The 17,831-nt window shown below is 67.3% G+C and carries 15 protein-coding genes; 5 read left to right on the plus strand and 10 right to left on the minus strand.

All coding sequences use genetic code 11. The features are described from left to right. The first annotated feature begins 26 nt into the window (after window positions 1–26). The gene (locus DB708_RS02360; protein WP_108920317.1) at window positions 27–977 is read left to right on the plus strand and encodes a glycerophosphodiester phosphodiesterase; all 951 of its coding nucleotides are present in this window, start codon (window positions 27–29) and stop codon (window positions 975–977) included. 21 nt (window positions 978–998) lie between these two features. Here DB708_RS02360 and DB708_RS02365 read toward each other — a convergent pair whose 3' ends face one another. Next, window positions 999–2,396 carry an FAD-dependent oxidoreductase gene (locus DB708_RS02365; protein ID WP_108920318.1) on the minus strand — a complete coding sequence of 466 codons (1,398 nt, stop codon included), beginning with the start codon at window positions 2,394–2,396 and terminating at the stop codon, window positions 999–1,001. 160 nt (window positions 2,397–2,556) lie between these two features. Here DB708_RS02365 and DB708_RS02370 point away from each other — a divergent pair, with 160 nt between their 5' ends. Both DB708_RS02370 and DB708_RS02375 read left to right on the plus strand, forming a co-directional pair. Then, window positions 2,557–5,178: a helix-turn-helix transcriptional regulator gene (locus DB708_RS02370; protein WP_108920319.1), complete on the plus strand. Its 2,622-nt coding sequence runs from the start codon at window positions 2,557–2,559 to the stop codon at window positions 5,176–5,178. A gap of 96 nt (window positions 5,179–5,274) precedes the next feature. After that, the gene (locus DB708_RS02375) at window positions 5,275–6,666 is read left to right on the plus strand and encodes a cytochrome P450 (RefSeq protein WP_108920320.1); all 1,392 of its coding nucleotides are present in this window, start codon (window positions 5,275–5,277) and stop codon (window positions 6,664–6,666) included. On the opposite strand, the gene DB708_RS02380 is transcribed toward DB708_RS02375, so the two are convergent. The 7 genes from DB708_RS02380 to DB708_RS02410 form a co-directional block, all read right to left on the minus strand. Then, window positions 6,663–7,904 carry an SLC13 family permease gene (locus tag DB708_RS02380; protein WP_108920321.1) on the minus strand — a complete coding sequence of 414 codons (1,242 nt, stop codon included), beginning with the start codon at window positions 7,902–7,904 and terminating at the stop codon, window positions 6,663–6,665. The genes DB708_RS02375 and DB708_RS02380 overlap by 4 nt on opposite strands. A 3-nt stretch (window positions 7,905–7,907) precedes the next feature. Next, window positions 7,908–8,828, minus strand: coding sequence for an MBL fold metallo-hydrolase (locus tag DB708_RS02385; RefSeq protein ID WP_165839704.1), 921 nt, complete (start codon window positions 8,826–8,828; stop codon window positions 7,908–7,910). Continuing rightward, entirely contained in the window at window positions 8,828–9,586 is a 759-nt protein-coding gene (locus DB708_RS02390) for a LamB/YcsF family protein (RefSeq protein ID WP_108920322.1), read from the minus strand. The genes DB708_RS02385 and DB708_RS02390 overlap by 1 nt, the downstream gene beginning before the upstream one ends. A 9-nt stretch (window positions 9,587–9,595) precedes the next feature. Then, entirely contained in the window at window positions 9,596–10,285 is a 690-nt protein-coding gene (locus tag DB708_RS02395; protein ID WP_235616589.1) for a sensor domain-containing protein, read from the minus strand. An 87-nt stretch (window positions 10,286–10,372) separates the two neighbouring features. Further along, the gene (locus DB708_RS02400; protein WP_108920324.1) at window positions 10,373–11,233 is read right to left on the minus strand and encodes a metal ABC transporter permease; all 861 of its coding nucleotides are present in this window, start codon (window positions 11,231–11,233) and stop codon (window positions 10,373–10,375) included. Beyond that, window positions 11,230–12,057: a metal ABC transporter ATP-binding protein gene (locus DB708_RS02405; protein WP_108920325.1), complete on the minus strand. Its 828-nt coding sequence runs from the start codon at window positions 12,055–12,057 to the stop codon at window positions 11,230–11,232. Before DB708_RS02405 ends, DB708_RS02400 begins: the two co-directional genes overlap by 4 nt. Beyond that, window positions 12,044–12,982 (minus strand): metal ABC transporter solute-binding protein, Zn/Mn family, encoded by a 939-nt coding sequence (locus tag DB708_RS02410; protein ID WP_108920326.1) that lies wholly within the window; start codon window positions 12,980–12,982, stop codon window positions 12,044–12,046. The genes DB708_RS02405 and DB708_RS02410 overlap by 14 nt, the downstream gene beginning before the upstream one ends. Window positions 12,983–13,130: 148 nt before the next feature. On the opposite strand from DB708_RS02410, the gene DB708_RS02415 reads away from it, so the two are divergent. After that, entirely contained in the window at window positions 13,131–14,210 is a 1,080-nt protein-coding gene (locus DB708_RS02415) for a LacI family DNA-binding transcriptional regulator (protein ID WP_108920327.1), read from the plus strand. Between the two features lie 4 nt (window positions 14,211–14,214). Here the strand turns inward: DB708_RS02415 and kstR are convergent, their stop codons facing one another. Further along, a complete protein-coding gene (kstR, locus tag DB708_RS02420; protein ID WP_165839705.1) occupies window positions 14,215–14,817 on the minus strand; it encodes a cholesterol catabolism transcriptional regulator KstR in 603 nt (200 codons plus the stop codon). A 273-nt stretch (window positions 14,818–15,090) separates the two neighbouring features. On the opposite strand from kstR, the gene DB708_RS02425 reads away from it, so the two are divergent. Then, window positions 15,091–17,250, plus strand: coding sequence for an acyl-CoA dehydrogenase (locus DB708_RS02425; protein WP_108920329.1), 2,160 nt, complete (start codon window positions 15,091–15,093; stop codon window positions 17,248–17,250). A 23-nt stretch (window positions 17,251–17,273) separates the two neighbouring features. Here the strand turns inward: DB708_RS02425 and DB708_RS02430 are convergent, their stop codons facing one another. After that, window positions 17,274–17,807: a hypothetical protein gene (locus DB708_RS02430; protein WP_108920330.1), complete on the minus strand. Its 534-nt coding sequence runs from the start codon at window positions 17,805–17,807 to the stop codon at window positions 17,274–17,276. Between the last annotated feature and the right edge of the window lie 24 nt (window positions 17,808–17,831).

A 17,831-nucleotide genomic window follows, 5' to 3' on the forward strand; every position in this document is an offset into this window, starting at 1 on the left:
CGGGCCGGCTCGCGCACCTGGGTGCCATGGTGGCCGCCATCGTGTTGCTGGTGCCGTTGCCGGCGTCCCCAGCGGAAGCGTCCGGATTCGACCTGCAGGCTCACCGCGGCGGGCGTGGTGAAACGAGCGAGGAATCGCTGCGTGCATTCGCTAAATCGCTCGAACTTGGCGTCAGCACACTCGAACTCGACATCGTCATCAGCAAAGACGGGCAACCGCTGGTGTGGCACGATCCGACGATCGCCGCGGAAAAATGTGTCGACACCGGGCCGGCATCTCCCGGCGATTCGCAATACCCCTACGTCGGTAAGCTGGTGCACGAGCTCACCCTGGCGCAGATCCACACGTTGGACTGCGGCCGGCTGCTCGCCGAGTTCCCGCACGCTGAAGTGGTGCGGGACAACAAGATAGCGACCCTGCCGGAAGTGTTCGCGCTTGCCGACTCGTATCGGGCCGCGGTGCGTTACAACATCGAAACCAAGGTGGAAGCCGACAAACCGGGCAGCTCAGCCGAGCCCCAGCAGTTCGTCGACGTGATCCTTGCTGCGGTCAGGTCGGCGGGCAAGCTCGCTGCCGTCGAGATGCAAAGCTTCGACTGGCGCACCCTACCGATGGTGCACCAGGCCGAACCGTTGATTCCGTTGGTGGCCTTGTACAACGAGGAGACCTGGGTTCCCGATTCGCCGTGGCTAGCCGGCATCAACGCAGCCGCCGTCAGCGACCCGATGATCGGGGCGCTGATGGTGGGCGCGAACATCGTCTCGCCCAGATACCAGCTGGTCACCGGCAGGCCGTATGTGGATCACGCACATGCATTGGGGCTCAAGGTTATTCCGTGGACGGTCAACGACCCCGGCGCGATGCGCGAGCAAATCGGCTTTCGCGTCGACGGCATCATCACCGACTATCCCTCGCTGCTGCGTGGCGTGCTGGCTGACCTGGGCATGCCATTGCCGACGTCCTATCACCGTGGTTAGGCATCCACGTCAGCCGAGCTGCTAGCGGGGCGTGCTGCCGGTCAAGCCGCCCTTCGCGAGAGCCGGCTGCTCGATGCCGTGTTGCTGTCGGCGACGGTTGGCCAGCGCTGCGCGCCACAGCATTCCCGGGCGAAGTAACCGGGTGGCGGGGTCGATCAGTCCCGTCACTCTAACGAACCGATTGACGGCTTCGGTGTCGTATTCGGCCGCCGTGAGGACACGATCGACGTATGCGTTGAGCAGCCGGGTGAGCAGGGGTGGGGTTCCCTCGATTTCGGGTAGGCAGAGGTCGGGGTTGGCCGACAGTTCCCAGGCCGTGCGAATCGGTAACGCCGCGTCCTGGAAGAATCGTTGCGCCAAATCCCTTGTACCGCTGGATAAGCAGTCGCGCAGCGCCAATGCCTCGAGGGCGGCTACGGTCATGCCCTGACCGTAGATCGGGTTGAAGCTGCAGATCGCGTCGCCGATGACCAGCAGGCCCTGAGGGAACCGTCGCATCTTGTCGTATCGGCGCCACCGACTGGATGGCTGACGATGCCGCGAGGGCTCTCCAATGGGTTGGGCGGCTTTTACCGCGGCGAGCAACCGCGCCGGTGCGAAGTCTTCGACGAACTCGCACATCGAGATCAGATCGGGGTGTGGTCCGTGACCCGCGATGCCAAAGACGGTGAACATCCAGGTGTCGTTCTCCGCTTGGATAGTGCCCAGCCCGCGTGGCCGGCCAGGCACGGGTCCGACGATGAAACCGAGCTCGTGCAGCGCATCCGGTGCCGTGCTGAGCAACTGGCTCGCGTAGGTCAACTCCATCATGACCTGGTCCTCACGCGGGCGGTCGTAGCCGAGGGCGTCCAGCCAGGCCGGGGTGCGGGCGCCGCGCCCGGTCGCGTCGATCACCAAATCGGCCCGCAGCGTGAGTTCTTCGTGGGTGCGACGGTTGACTACCCGCGCCCCGGTGACGCGATGGTGGTCGGGTGCCGAGGTCAATTCCGCGATGTCGTGCTCGTCGAGCAGGTTGACGTTGGGGATGGTGCGCAGGCGCGCACGGACGTGATCCTCCAGGAAAGGCCGGGTTGCGAGATAGGCGGTAAACGACGTGGCGCTGCCGGTGCGCACCATCAGGTGCCCGCCCAGCTCGTAGTGCAGCTGCGACAGATCCCGGCCATCGATGTAGTGCGCGCCGTCGACGACCAGCTCGTCGAGGATGCCGGGGAAGAATTCCTGGAGTACCTGCGCACCGCGGGGCAGCAGGGCGTGCAGGTGCCGACCCTGCGGCACACCCCGGCGGGGGACGCCGATGTCGGGCAGCGGGTCGCGCTCCACCACCGTCACCACATCAAAGAACTCGCTGAGCGACCGCGCGGCCAGCAGACCGGCCATGCTCGCTCCTAATACCAGTGCGTGATTTCCGATCTTTGCCATAGCCCACCGCCTGTGCTGAGCGTTCATCCGACGAAACCCATGTTCATGGCCCGCAACGCGGGGCGACAGCGTAGTCGACTACGTCATCGCTGCGACGCAGCTACACGTGAGGTCGCCGAAACGCCGGCAAAGCGGACGTTCGCACCGTTATAGTCGCCGAGTGATCGGCGCTGAGCCGTTGACCGGGCGTGACAGCGAATTAGGGATCGTTCGCCGCGTCCTCGGCGCGGTAGGCAACTACTCGGGCGTGATGATCGCCGGAGCCGCTGGCGTGGGCAAGACCTGGCTGGCCCACGAAGCGCTTCGGCGTGCCGCGGCGGCGGGGGAGCGGACGAAGTGGGTCGTCGGCACCGACTCGGCGCACGCGCTGCCCCTGGGAGCGTTCATCGGCGCGCTCGGCGACGCGATGTCGGATCCGCGCACAGATGTGCAGCGCGTGATCAATTCGTTTGTCGCGCAACAGCGCCGGGGTCGTGTGGTGGTCGGGGTTGATGACGCGCACCTGCTGGATGGATTGTCCGCCCTCGTCGTCCATCAGTTGGCGCAATCGGGTGGAGTCCGGTCGGTGGTCACGATCCGCACCGGCAGCGACGAACCCGATGCGGTGACGGCGCTGTGGAAGGACGGGCTGCTGGAACGGCTTGATCTGGAACCGCTTTCGGCCGCGGCGACACGCGAGGTCATCGAGAGCAGGCTGGACGGTCCGATCGATGCGCGCAGCGCGGCCCGGTTCCAAAAGCTGACGGGAGGGAATGCGCTTTTCCTGCGGCAGCTGCTGGCCGATCAGGTGGCCGCCGGGCGGATGCGCAAATCGGCCGGGGTATGGATGTGGGACGGAGACGTTGCCGTATCGGCGAGCCTGTCCGACACGCTGGGCCGCCAGATGGGACGGCTGAGCCCGGGGATGGCGATCGTGGTCGACACGTTGTCGCAGTGTGAGCCGCTGGCCGTGGACGTCCTGTGCGATTTGGCGCTCCGCAGTGACCTGGCGGCGGCCGAGCGACTGGGCCTGGTCAGCATCGAACGCACCGGCGCCGGACTGACCGCCAGGCTCGCCCACCCGCTGTTCGGCGAGCTGCGCCGGGCCAGCGCCGGCGAGTTGTATCTCTCGGGCATCCGGGGCCGGTTGGCGGAACGGCTGGAGAACGACGGCGATGATGATATGCAGGCCACCGTGCGCCGCGCCCTGTTGCGCCTTGAGTCGGATCTGGACCCCGACCCCGGGCTCTACCTGGAGTCGGCCCGGCATGCAATGACGCTGTTAGATCTGGATCTGGCCGACCGATTCGCCACCGCTGCCGCGCATGCCGGCGCGCCCGGGGCGGCCGGGGTGCGGGCCATGAACCTGGCGCTCCTCGGGCGGGGCGAGCCGGCCGAGGAGGCACTGCGCGCGATGGCCGGCGCCGACCTGCCCGACGCCCATCACTGGGCGACCGTGCGGGCGGCCAACCTGATATGGAATCTGTTCAATTCCAAAGACGCCGCGGCAATCCTTGCCGGGTTGGCCGCGAGACCCGAGACTCCGGCGCAGCGAGCGGAGCGGTTGGCGGTGCAGGCGTGCCTGGATGCGGTATCGGCGCGCTGCGAACTCGCGGCCGAAAATGCCAGAACTGCGATGGATTTCGACGAACTGTCCGGCTTTCACACGATGATGGCCTCGCTGGCGTTGATTATGGCTATGGGGGCGCTGGGTCAGGTCGATGAGCTCGCGGGCGTGGCCGAGCAGGCGCTGCGACGCGCAACGACGTCGTTCCAGGCATCGCATATGCGGTTCTGGTTCGGCGCCGTGTATGGCCGTGCCTGCCGCTTGACCGGACGCATTGACGAATTTGTCAGTACGGCAAGGCAACTCGCCGACTCGGCCCGCGACGTTCCGGGCCTGGCATATGCGAACCTGGTCTTGCTGTTGGGAAATGCCGAACAGGCTCGTGGCGCTGTGGCCGAGGCGGTCCGGCTGGTGCACGAGGCGGCCGCCGGAGTGCAAATACATTGCATCACAACGGGTTTGCGGCCTGCAAGCTACTTCGCGCTCGCTGAGGCGCATGCGAAGTTAGGACAGGCCGGCGAAGCGAGTGACGCTGTCGCCGCGGCGCGATCGTGCGTGCCCGCGGACTTTCTGTTCATGCATACCGCCTTGGCACTGGCCGACGGATGGGCGATGGCGGCAAGCGGTCACTTGAGCGAGGCCGTGGCAAGCGTAATCGAGGCGGCGCGGTTGGCCCGAGATCGCGGCCAGCCAACCCATGAGCTGGCCTGTATCCAGGCCGCGGCGCAGTGGGGCGATGCCTCGCAGGCACCGCGGGCGCGGGAGCTGGCCAACGCGTTGTCGTTGCCGCTGGCCGCCGCCATCGCATTGCACGCACAGGCCCTGTTGGCGGGGGACGGTGAGGGCCTGCTGGCGGCATCGGCGGCGTACCGGACGATCGGTGATCGGGCCGCCGCCGCCGACGCGGCGGCGCAGGCCTCTGTTGCGTTCGACGAAGGTCAGCAGCACCGGCGTGGGCGGTATGCCGGCGCATTGGCCAGGGAATTGTCCGACGAATGCGGCGGCCTGCACACGCCGGCGCTGCGGACTCCGACCGGTCTGAAGTTGTCGGGTCGCCAGCGCGATGTGGTCGAACTCGTGGTGGCGGGCCTATCCAACCGCGAAATCGCCGAGCAGCTGGTGATGTCGGTGCGCACCGTGGAGGGTCACGTTTACCGGGCCTGCCAGCGGGTGGGGGCTCAGTCGCGCGAGGAACTGGCATCGATCATCGAAGCCGGACCCTGCGGGTCGTCCTGACACGTCGCGTCGGGGCGGGCAAGTGGAGTAGTCGGCTACGCGTGCGCGCAAACGGGACTCGGCCATACCGTGCCTGCAGCGGACAAAGGAGTTGGCATGGTCGAGATGCTGCAGATACCAGCGGTCGAGACGCTGAATCTGGCACCGAAGAATCCACTGCCGTATGTGCGGCAGCTCCAGGCGGTGCGGTCCTACATCGAAGGGTTGCAGACGCTACTGGACGCCGGCGGCCCAGTCACCCGGCTGCGACTCGCCCCCAAATGGCTGTTGCCAGATGTTGTGGTGATCGCCACTCCGCAGGGCGCGCGAGATCTGTTGGGCCGCAACGACGAGGCCTGCGACCGCGGCCGTGTTCGCGTGATGGTCGAGATGCGCGCGCTGATGGGCGGCAACTTGCTCAACCTTCCGCACGAACGCTGGCTACCGCGGCGACGCGCATTGCAGCCGATGTTCACCAAGCGACACGTCGCCGGCTACGCGGGACACATGGGGGCTGCCGCACAACAGGTCGCCGACGGCTGGCGCGCCGGTGCCATCGTGGACTTGGACAGCGAATGCCGGCTGCTCACGCTGCGGGCTCTTGGGCGTTCGGTGCTCGGAGTGGACCTCGACGAGCGCGCCGAGGAGGTCGGGCATGCGTTGCGGGTTTCGTTGACGTGGGTGGCCGACCGCGCCGCGCGGCCGGTGAATCCGCCGCGGTGGCTGCCCACCAGCGGTCAGCGTGCAGCTCGCCGGGCCAACGACACCCTGCATGGGCTGGCCGCCGAAATCCTGCACGCGGTGCGCGCTGATCCCGACCGGGATGCTTCCCTGGTGCGAGCACTGATCGAGGCGGTGGACCCGCAGACCGGCCGGCCATTGACCGACGACGAAATCTGTGAAGAGTTGGTGCTTTTCATGCTCGCGGGCCACGACACTACGTCGACGACGCTCACCTATGCGCTGTGGGCGTTGGGACACCATCGCCACATTCAGGACCAGTTGCGAGCAGAGGTTGACGCGCTGGGCCAGCGTGCGCTGACCACTGATGACGTGCCCCAACTCGGTGTAACCGTGCGGGTGCTACACGAGGCGCTGCGGTTGTGCCCGCCCGCGGCCGGAACGGCCCGGATGCCCACCCAGGACATCGTGGTGGACGGCTACCTGGTCCCAGCCAAAACCATTGCACTGGTGAGCATCTACGCGATGCACCGCGACCCCGCACTGTGGGAGGATCCGGCGCGTTTTGATCCGGACCGCTTTCTCCCGGAACGTTCGAAAGGCCGCAGCCGTTGGCAGTATCTGCCGTTTGGGGGCGGACCGCGGTCATGTATCGGCGACCACTTCGCGATGCTAGAGGCTACCCTCGCGCTGGCCACGATCATCCGCACCGCTGAGATCGATTCCCTCGACGACGATTTTCTGCTGGCCACACCGTTCACGGTGGTTGCTGCGAAGCCCATTCACGCCCACATTTACCCGAGGGCTAAGACGGCGACACACATCTAGAGGCCCAGCAGCCGCGCAGCACCCCACAGCGCCACGACCGCCACGACCAGGGCCGGCGGTACGGTACATAACCCGAGGCGGGTGTACTCGCCGGCGCCGGCCTCGACGGCATGCTGGCGAAGCACGCCGCGCCACAACAGGTTCGACAGCGAACCGACGTAGGTCAGGTTGGGCCCGATGTTGACCCCGATCAGCACCGCGAGGATCGCGATCGGACCGCTGGGGGCGACCAGCGGCAGCAGCACCAGCGTCGCGGGCAGGTTGTTGACGACGTTGGCCAGCGCGGCCGCCACGGCGGCGATGGCAAGCAATGCCGGCAGGCTCGACCCGTGCGGCAGCACGGCCGACATCACCCTGTCCATTCCGTTCAGCGTCACCACTTGCACCACGACCCCCAGCGCCAGCACGAACACCAGAAACGAGAATTGCATCGAGCGCAGGATTTCCAGCACGGTGGTGTGCCGGCGGCGCAGGCTGCGCACCGCCAGCACCGAGGCGCCGGCCAACGCCACCCATGCGGGGGCGACTCCCAGCGGCTCGGACAACGCGAACCCGGCCAGCGTCAGCCCCACCACCACCAAGACGAACACCGGCGGCCGCGGCGCCGGTCCGAGTTGTTCCGGGTTGGGAGCCACCCGCAGATCCCGGGCGAAAAAGCCGCGGAAGACCAGATACAGCGTGGTGATGGTGGCCAGCCACGGTGCTGCCATCAGCAGGGTGAACTCGGTGAAGGAGACGTTCGCGAGGTGAAACGCCAGCAGGTTGGTCAGGTTGGATACCGGCAGCAGCAGCGAGGCGCCGTTAGCCAGATGCGCCGTCGCATAGGCGTACGGGCGCACCGGAGTTCGCAGCCGGCGAACGGCAATCAGCACCACCGGGGTCAGCAACACCACGGTGGCGTCCAGGCTCAGGACGGCGGTGATGCTGCCCGCGATGACGAACACGTGCCGTAACAGCCGGTGCGAGCCGCGAGGTGTCCGGGCGATCGCGGCGCCCGCGGCCTCGAACAGGCCTTCGTCGTCGCACAGCTTCGCCAGCACCAGCACCGCACCCAGAAACGCGACCACACCGGACAAATCGGCGACCTGCCTGGCCGCCTGATGAACCGAGATCGCGCCGACCGCGATCACGATTAGCGCTGCCGGAACCGCTGCCAGTGCCTCCGGCCAGCCCCGGGGACGCGCGACCGCAAACCCCAACACCGCGGCAAGCAGTAGCAGTGAAATGGTTAGTGCCAAAGCCTAGACCGCCCAGGGATTTTCGCGTCGCCACACCGTCGGCATGTGCAGCACGACGCCATCGCGCGCGGCCAGCTCGTCGAGGATACGGATGGATACATCCAAGTCGTCACCCGCATACGGCAAGGCCCGCAACGGCTTTGACAAAGGGCGGAAGAAGTCGTCCCAGTGAATGAGGATCACCCGCCGCGCGCCTACCGCTTGCACAGTTTCGGCCCAGTAGTCGAGCAGGTATGACCGCGGCTGCAGACCTAGCTGGCCGACGGACAAATAGACGGCGTCGGCGCGGTGGGTGGCCAGCGCGCCTTTGACGAAGCCGGCGCTGCCCTGAATCAGCAGCCGCTTATCCGATGGCAGGTGGTGGATCAGCGTCGACCACGACTCACCGCACCGGTAAGCCGACACCTTCACCGGTGGCACCACTGGCGCGTCGATGACGCCGGGATACCGGTCGGGGGGACAGTGGTGTGACTTCACCAGCGTTACGTCGAAGGCGCCCAATCGAATTGGTTCGCCCGGTCTGGCGACGACGAGGCGGTCCTCCGGTAGGCCATGCCCCCGACCGACGTTGGCCGCCGACTCGCCGCCGACCAGCTGGGCGCCGGTGCGCTCGGCGACCAGTGCGGAATCCATCACGTGGTCGACGTGGGTGTGTACCGGGATGACGGCCGCCAGCCGCGACACCTTGGCACAGGCTAGGCAGCCGTCCACACGGGCCGGTGACGGCGACAGCCTGCCCGCCGCCACCTGAGCCAGGCTGGGGCGGGAGAAGTAGCCGTCGGTCATCAGCGCGGACGATCCGTCGTCGATCAACAGTGTCGCCACGCCCATCCACGTCGCCGCAAGCCCGCCGTTTTCGGCGGCCGGCACGTCGAACCGGTCGGAGTATTGCCCGATGTCGGGGCGACCGAGTCGAAGGCGCATCAGCAGAACGCCCTGACGTCGACGCCCGCGGCTTTGAGCTGATCGCGCACCGCGGTCGCGATGTGTACCGCGCCGGGCGAATCGCCGTGCACGCAAACCGATTCCACACTGACAGAGATCTGGGTGCCATCGACTGCACTGACTTGCCCGGAGCGCACCATGGTTACCACACGCTGCGCGATCGCGGCCTGGTCGCTCAGCACGGCACCCGGTTCGCGACGGGAGACCAGCTGCCCGTCCGGTCGGTAGGCGCGATCGGCGAACGCCTCGGCCACCGTGGGTAAGCCGCGGCGCGTGGCTTCTTCGAAGAACGCCGAACCCGTCATGCCCAGCACCGGCAGCGTGGCGTCCACCGAGCGCACCGCTTCGGCGACGGCAGCGGCCTGCTCGCGGTTTATCACGATCGTGTTGTACAGCGCCCCATGGGGTTTGACGTAGGAGACCGCAGAGCCCGAAGCGTGGGCGATCGCCTGCAACGCGCCGATCTGATACACCACGTCGGCGACCAGGTCGTCGGCAGCGACGTCGATGAAGCGCCGGCCAAACCCGGCCAGGTCGCGATAGCTCACCTGCGCGCCGATCCGTACACCTCGCTCGGCGGCGTTGCGGCAGACCCGCAGCAGGCCGGCCGGGTCACCGGCGTGGAAACCGCACGCGACATTGGCGCTCGTGACGATCCGCAGCATTGCGTCGTCGTCACCGAGACTCCAGACGCCAAAGCCCTCGCCCAGGTCAGCGTTCAGGTCGATACCGGCCACCTGCCTAGCTTATTGCGGAACCTTGGCAGCGATCTGGTCGAGGAGGTCGTTGACCGCCGAGTCGGTGTCCTTGGTGAGCAGGCAGACCCGCGCCTCGATGACGACGGACCCTTGCACGTCCATCGCGTGCGAGCAGCCCCATCGGGGGTCTTCTTCTTCTTGGCTCATCGACAATTCGATGCGTGAACCGGTGGCCCGCACGTCGTGGGTGAGGAAGTAGCTGTGGTTGCCGTTCGAGGAGTGAAACCCGTACCGCCGCTTGGCGCATCGCTGCCAGTCCTGTCGCGCGCGCTGCAGCAATGCCCGGGCGTCACCCGGGGCGGTGAACGACGTCGCGAGTTGGGTGACATCGGCCGAAACAGCGTTGGGGGTGCTGAACTGGTTGCCGCGCATCGCGGCATATCCGCTGTTGGCGTAGACCGTCACGTCTCCCACCGAGCTCAGTCCCAGGCAGGTGCGATCGTCGATGATTTTCGACGAGTCCGAGGCGCTGGTGGCGGTGCCGACCAAGGTCATGTTCGTTCCACCGACGAGGGCGACGAGCTGGTCCTGACTCAGCAGCAGGCCATCGAGGGCCGTCGCCGGCATCGCTTGCGGCGACGGTCTGGCCGCGGAGCTGGCGGGTGTGTGGATCGCGGGTTCGGCGGCCAGCGCCGTGCCGTCGACGGCCCTGGTGCAGCCGGCGACCGCTGCCGTCAACGCACAGGCGATCGGTGCGGCAAGTAAGCCGGTCTGCCATCGAGTAACCGTTGCCTCCCCTGCGCGTGGCCACTGCGTGCGAAAAGCTTAGGCGCTGACCTCTCGCCGCCTGCCCAGCAGCCAGCAAAATACATAGATCAGAAACGAGATCGTTGCAACGAATACCGACACCGGGACGCCGGGCGCCAGCGACAGCACGATGCCCCCTACCGCGGCGACTTCGGCAAAGACCACCGAGGCCACGATGGCCGCCGCCGGTGAGGCGACCACCCGGGCGGCCGCGGCCGCCGGTGTGATCAGCAACGACATCACCAACAGCGCGCCGACGATCTGGACGGCCTGGGCGGCCACCACGCCGACCAGCGCGGCGAACACGATGCCCAGCGCCCGAACCGGCACACCGCGGCCGGCGGCGACGTCGGGATCGACGGTCGCGAAAAGCAGCGGTCCGTAGCACGTGGCCAGCACGGCGATCACCAGCAGGCAAACCAGCGTCAGCGTGGCCAGCCCGGTGTAGCCCACCCCGACGATCTGGCCGGTGAGCAACGCGAAACTCGTCGTCGTGCGTCCCGGGTAGAGGTAGATGAATAGCACCGCCAGGCCCAAGCCGAAGGCCAGCACTACCCCGGTCACGGAATCGCGCTCCCGGGCCCGCTGGCCGAGGACGCCGAACAGTGCGGCCGCTACGGCGCTGCCGATCAGCGCGCCCAAACCCACCTGGAACCCGACCAGCAGCGCGAAAGCGGCGCCGGTCAGCGACAGCTCGCTGGACCCGTGCACCGCGAACGACATTTGACGCATCACGATGAACGGGCCGATCAGCCCGGCCACCAGTCCCAGCAGCGCGGCCGCCAGCAGTGCCTGCTGGACGAAGTCGTGGCTCAGCAGCGAGGCGGTGATATCGAAGGAGAACAGATGATCCAGCAGCTTCCAGAGCTGGTTGTTCATAACGCGCGCCCGCTGTCTTCGCCGATCACCACGTAGCGGTCTTTGACCTTCACCACCTGGATGTCGGCTCGGTACAGCGTCGACAGCGTTTCGGTGTTCATCACCTGCTCGGCGGTGCCGATTCTGAATTGGCCGTCGACGAGATAGAGCACCCGATCGACGTACGGAAGGATCGTGTTGATCTCGTGGGTGACCACCATGACGGTGGTGTTGGCCTCCCGGCGGCGACGGTCGATCAACGAGGCGACCAGCTTGGCGTTAGCCGGGTCGAGCGTCAGCAGTGGCTCGTCGCACAGCAGCAGCATCGGGTCGCTGGCCAAGGCCTGAGCGATGCGCATTCGCTGCAATTCGCCACCCGACATCAGCCCGACGCGGACATCGGCGAGCGGCTCGCCGTTGACCTGCGCCAGCGCCTGCCGCACGGCCACGCGCCGGCGGGCCCGCTCGGCGGACCGCAATGGCATGACACCCCAGTGGTTTCCGTCGATGCCCAGCCGGACCAGGTCGCGCCCGACCAGCATCACGTCGCGGTCGATCGGACGGTGTTGTGGCACATAGCCGATATCGCCGCTGCCCGAGCCGACCTGTTTGCCGTCGACCAGCGCGGCGCCGGCGCTCAGCATCAGTTGCCCGAGTAACACCTTGAGCAGTGAGGTCTTGCCGGTGCCGTTGGGGCCGAGCACCGCGATGAACTCACCTGGTGACACCGACAGGTCGAGCTCGTCCCACAGAATGCGATCGCCGAACGCCAGCCGGGCACCGGTGAGCGAGACGGCAGGTGGCTGCGGGTCGACCGTCTCGACCGCTTGGTCAATTACGGGCATTGTTCTCACTCGATCGCAACGCGGCCTGCAACTGGTCGGTGGTGTTGCGCTGCCAGGTGAGATAGTCGGCGCCGTCGGGCAGCGTCTCGGTTACCTGGGTGATCGGGATGCCCGCCCGACGGGCGGCATCCTGCAGACCGTTGATCGCGGGTGTGGACGTCTGCGGGTTGACCAGCAGCACCGCGACTTGGTGGCGGTTGAACAGGTCGAGGACAAATGCCATGTCGGCCGGTGAGGGATCGGTCCCGTTCTCGTTGGCCGACATGAAAGCCGGGGGAGTGCGATTCACCAGGCCGGTGGCCTTCAACAGGTAGAACGCGACGGGTTCGGTCGCGACGACGGAGGTGTTGGCATACCTGTTGGCGATGGACCGTTGCGAAGCCGCGATGGCGTCGGCGTCGCGGCCGAATCCGGCGGCGTTGGCCCGATAGTCGGCGGCGTTGTCCGCGTCGATGGTCGCGAGGCGGTCGGCGATGGTGTTGGCGACGGTCTTGGCGACGTCGAGGTCGCCGAAGACGTGCTCGTTCGGCGGATTCCCGCCGTCCGCGTTGCCGACGAACGAGTAGGCGTCCACCGCCGTGATGTTGGCACGACCGGTCAGCACCGACGTGATCCAGGGGTCGTAGCCGCCGCCGTTGTAGATCACCAATGTGGCGTCCACGATCGCCGCGGCGTCCGAGGCACTGGCCTGGTAGGTGTGCGGATCGATCGTGGCGCCGGACAGGATCGACTTGACGTTGATATGCCGCCCCGCGACGGCGTGCGCAACGCTGCCCCACACATCGGTGGAAGCCACCACAGTGGACCCGTGCAGGTGCGAAGAACCAGCGACGCCGCAGCCGGTGATCATCGTCGCGCCGATCAGGCAGGCGAACGCAGCCGACACCAACCCCAATAGCCGACGTCCCGCATCGAGTTGTGCCATGTCGTCCCATCAACGCCGCACGCAGGCGTGTATTCCGGTAGCTGTTCGACCCGCCGAGACATAATACTAATGAAAACCGTTTCCATTAGAAAGTAGCAGATCGCGGCGGCGTAGGCGCGCGCGAGGATGCGCTGTAGCGTCACCGAGCGTGAGCCCCACACCGCGTCGGCGTGCGACTCTGGCGTCGTTGGCGGCCGAGCTCAAGGTTTCCCGCACCACCGTCTCGAACGCCTTCAACCGGCCGGATCAGCTCTCGCCCGACCTGCGTGAACGTGTACTCGCCACCGCCAAGCGGCTGGGCTACGCCGGTCCCGACCCCCTGGCGCGCTCGTTGCGCACCCGCAAGGCCGGTGCGGTCGGTCTATTGATGGCCGAGCCGCTCACCTACTTCTTCAGCGACCCGGCGGCGCGGGATTTCGTTACCGGAGTGGCGCAGTCGTGTGAGGAGCAGGGGCAGGGCCTGCTGTTGGTCGCGGTCGGACCCAGCCGGAGCTCGGCGGACGGCGAGGCTGCGGTGCTGGCCGCCGGGGTCGACGGCTTCGTGGTGTATTCGGTCCGCGACGACGATCCCTACCTTCAGGTGGTGATGCAGCGGCGCGTGCCGGTCGTCGTGGTCGACCAGCCCAAGGGTCTGTCCGGGGTGTCGCGAGTGGGCATCGACGACAGGGCGGCGATGCGTGAGCTGGCCGACTATGTGCTGGGGCTGGGGCATCGCGAGCTCGGGCTGCTGACCATGCGGTTGGGGCAGGACCGCCGCCAAGACCTGGCGGATGCCGAGCGGCTGCGGTCGCTGACCTTCGACGTGCAGCGCGAACGCATCACCGGCGTGTGGGACGCCATGCGGGCTGCCGGGGTGGACCCGGATGCACTGACCGTGGTGGAGAGCTACGAGCACCTGCCGACGTCGGGCGGCGAGGCGGCCAGGGTGGCGCTGGAAGCCAATCCGCGAATCACCGCATTGATGTGCACCGCAGACATTTTGGCGCTCTCAGCGATGGATTACCTTCGGGCACATGGCATTTACGTGCCCGGTCAAATCAGCGTCACCGGCTTCGACGGGGCGCCCGAGGCGATCAGCCGCGGCCTGACCACGGTGTCGCAGCCGAGTCTGCAGAAGGGCCATCGGGCTGGGGAACTACTGCTGAACCCGCCGCGGTCCGGCCTGCCGGTCGTCGAGCTGCTGGACACCGAGTTGATCCGGGGCCGTACCGCCGGTCCGCCGGTGTAGGCGCCTACTGGCTGTTTTCCTGATCGCCGATCAGCAGTCGCACGGCCAGGTCCAGCCGCTTGCTGACGTCGGTCGCCGAGGCGCGCCGGGTCAGCCAGGCCAACAGGTTCGACAACCACACGTCCGAGATCACCCGGGCGATGTGGTACTGGTCCTCGGTCGGCTCGCCGTCACTCATGGCGCGCGCGAACATGCTGTCGATCAGCTTCTCGACCTGGTCGACCTCGCTGGCCGCCGACGCGTCGGCGAAAACGTAGGCGCGTGTCATCGCCTCGGTCAGCAGCGGATTGCGCTGCATCGCGCGGTTGAGCTTGCCAACCATGAAATTCAGCCGCTGGAACGGGGTGCCGCCCACCATCGCGGATCGGTCGGTCTTCGCGTCGATGCGGCTGAACTCCCGGCCCAGGGCCGACACCAGCAGGTGCACTTTCGACGGGAAGTAGCGGTACAGCGTCCCGACCGCCACGTCCGCGCGATCGGCCACCGCACGCATTTGAACCGCCTCGTAACCGCCCTTAGATGCGATGGCCATGGTGGCGTCCAGGATGCGTTTACGACGCTCCCGTTGTGCCTCCGAACCAAGCTCGGACTCAGCCAGGACTGCCACGTTCATGACCTCGCGTGGCTGCGAGTCAGAGACATGGTCAGAGTTAGTGTTCGCCGACGACATCTGACGGGTTGCTCCTCTTTCGGGCGGTTCGTTCGCAAACGATACGCAAGCCGAGTGTGAATTTCCCACCTCCGTCCCGCCGGGGCAGCGAGTTGTCCTGCTGTAATGGCGTTCGACTTGACGGTCGTTCGCTGGCACTATTAGAACACGTTCTAGTGGGCTGTAGCGCCCCTAATGGTCACGTTGAATCGAGCACGCGGAGGACCCCAGGTGGTAGCGACCGTCACTGACGAACAGTTCGCGGCGCGCGAGTTGGTGCGCGACTGGGCCCGGAACACGACTTCCGGGCCGGGTGGGACCGCCGCGATCCGCGAGGTCGAGCAGGGAAAGACGGACGCCTGGCGGCCGGTGTTCGCCCGGCTGGCCGACCTCGGCCTGTTCGGTGTGGCCATATCCGAGGAGGCCGGCGGGGCTGGCGGCAGCATCGAGGATTTGTGCGCGATGGTCGAAGAGTCGGCCAAGGCGCTGGTGCCCGGGCCGGTCGCCACCACCGCGCTGGCCACTGTGGTTCTTTCCGAGGCGGGCACCGATCCCGAGTTGCTGTCCGCGCTCGCCACCGGTGAGCGTTTCGCCGGGCTGGCGCTCGAGGGTGACGTCCGGTTCGACAGCGGGTCATCGCAGGCATCGGGCACCGTCGATTTCGTGTTGGGCGCCTCGAACACGGTGGAAGGCGGCCTGCTGCTGCTGCCCGCCGGCGACAGGTGGGTCATGGTCGATACCGGCAGCGACGGCGTGCAGGTGGAGCCGTTACAGGCTGCCGACTTTTCCCAGCCATTGGCACGGGTGGTTTTGACCGGGGCGCCGGCTACCCCGATCGCCGAGTCGCGGGAGCGGGTCGAAGAGCTCGCCGCGACCGTGCTGGCGGCCGAGGCAGCCGGCATCACGCGTTGGTCGCTTCAGACCGCCGTCGCCTACGCCAAGGTGCGCGAGCAGTTCGGCAAGCCGATCGGCAGCTTCCAGGCGATCAAGCACCTGGGTGCGGAGATGCTCTGCCGCGCCGAGCAGGCCGAGGTCGCCGCCGCCGATGCCGCTCGCGCCGCCGGTGAGCCGGATGGCCAACAGTTCTCCCTCGCCGCGGCTTTGGGCGCGAGCGTTGGCATCGCTTCCGCGAAAGCCAACGTGAAGGACTGCATTCAGGTTCTCGGCGGCATCGGCTGCACTTGGGAGCACGACGCGCATCTGTACCTGCGCCGCGCGCACGCCATCGGCCGGTTCCTCGGTGGTGCCGAGCGCTGGCTGCGCCGCATCACCGCGCTGACCCAGGGTGGGGTGCGCCGACGGCTGAGCATCGACCTCACCGAGGTCGAGGGTCAGCGAGCCGAGCTCGCCGCGACCGTCGCCGAAATCGCCGCGTTGCCCGCCGAGAAGCGGCAGGCGGCCCTCGCCGAGGCCGGGCTGCAGGCCCCGCACTGGCCGAAGCCGTACGGGCGCGCCGCATCGCCGGCCGAGCAGCTGCTGATCGACCAGGAGCTGGCCGCGGCCAAAGTGGAGCGACCGGACCTGGTGATCGGATGGTGGGCGGCGCCCACGATCCTCGAGCACGGCACGCCGGAACAGATCGAGCGTTTCGTGCCCGCCACCACGCGTGGCGAATTCCTTTGGTGTCAGCTGTTTTCCGAGCCGGGCGCGGGCTCGGACCTGGCGTCGTTGCGCACCAAGGCGGTTCGCGGGGACGGCGGCTGGTTGCTGACCGGGCAGAAGGTGTGGACGTCGGCCGCGCATAAGGCGCGCTGGGGTGTGTGCCTGGCGCGCACCGATGCCGACGCCCCGAAACACAAGGGCATCACCTACTTCCTGATCGACATGAAATCGCCCGGCATCGACATCCGGCCGCTGCGCGAGATCACCGGTGACTCACTGTTCAACGAGGTGTTCCTGGACAACGTGTTCGTCCCCGACGAGATGGTGGTCGGCACGGTGAACGACGGCTGGCGGCTGGCCCGCACCACGCTGGCCAACGAGCGGATCGCGATGGCGAGTGGGACGGCGCTGGGCAACCCGATGGAAGAGCTGCTCAAGTTGCTGGCGCGGCGCGACCTCGACGTCGCCGAGCAAGACCGGCTGGGACGGCTGATCATCTTGGCCCAGACGGGCGCGTTGCTGGATCAGCGCATCGCCCAGCTGGCGGTGGGTGGCCAGGACCCCGGCGCGCAATCCAGCGTGCGCAAGCTGATCGGCGTCCGCTACCGGCAGGCGCTGGCCGAATTCACGATGGACGTCGCCGAGGGCGGCGGCCTGGTTGACCGCCGGGCGGACAACGACCGCGCGGTATTCGACTTCCTCAATACCCGCTGCCTGACGATCGCGGGAGGCACCGAGCAGATCCTGCTGACCGTGGCGGCCGAGCGGCTGCTCGGACTGCCGCGCTAGAGAACGCTGGCGGCCTGCCGCGCCTAGGAGAACGTGGTCTGGGCGCAGGTACTCGGCGAGGTGGTGTTGATCCCGCTGTAGACCACCTGCATGTGGGTGCAGACGATGACACTGACGTCGGTCTTGGGCTGACCCGTACCCCAGTCGGTGGAGTCGATGCGGCCGTTCGTCTGATACTTCTCCGGCGGTCCCTCGCCGAAGTAGACGTTGGTGATCTCGTCGGTCCCCATCGACTTCATCACCCGCTCGTTTTGACCGTTCGCGTGTGCGTCCAGGTAGGCCATCCGGTTGTTGGACCGGATCTCGGTGGTCTGGCGCGCCCACAAGCCGGGCGGGAACCCGATCACCCCGTCGGGGGTGCGCACGTCGGCTCCGGCGATGAAGTCGCAGTGCCCATCGGATTTGAAGCAGTTGAGGAAGGTATGCGTCTCCAGCTGGTTGGGGCCGTCCAGCGGGAACAGCGTGGTCGCGGTGTTACTCGCCGCCCAGGCGCTCGGAGCGGGCAGCAACGTCGCCATCATTCCGACGGCTGCCAGGCCCAGTACCGACCGCATCATCGGCGTTTCCTTCCGTCGAACCCT

The sequence above is a fragment of the Mycobacterium montefiorense genome (assembly GCF_003112775.1).
GTDB lineage: Bacteria > Actinomycetota > Actinomycetes > Mycobacteriales > Mycobacteriaceae > Mycobacterium > Mycobacterium montefiorense.

Coding starts and splice junctions, on each gene's coding strand:
- DB708_RS02360 (WP_108920317.1), top strand. CDS start 27: ATGGTGGCCGCCATCGTGTTGCTGGTGCCGTTGCCGGCGTCCCCAGCG.
- DB708_RS02365 (WP_108920318.1), bottom strand. CDS start 2,396: ATGGCAAAGATCGGAAATCACGCACTGGTATTAGGAGCGAGCATGGCC.
- DB708_RS02375 (WP_108920320.1), top strand. CDS start 5,275: ATGGTCGAGATGCTGCAGATACCAGCGGTCGAGACGCTGAATCTGGCA.
- DB708_RS02385 (WP_165839704.1), bottom strand. CDS start 8,828: ATGCGCCTTCGACTCGGTCGCCCCGACATCGGGCAATACTCCGACCGG.
- DB708_RS02400 (WP_108920324.1), bottom strand. CDS start 11,233: ATGAACAACCAGCTCTGGAAGCTGCTGGATCATCTGTTCTCCTTCGAT.
- DB708_RS02405 (WP_108920325.1), bottom strand. CDS start 12,057: ATGCCCGTAATTGACCAAGCGGTCGAGACGGTCGACCCGCAGCCACCT.
- DB708_RS02410 (WP_108920326.1), bottom strand. CDS start 12,982: ATGGCACAACTCGATGCGGGACGTCGGCTATTGGGGTTGGTGTCGGCT.
- DB708_RS02430 (WP_108920330.1), bottom strand. CDS start 17,807: ATGATGCGGTCGGTACTGGGCCTGGCAGCCGTCGGAATGATGGCGACG.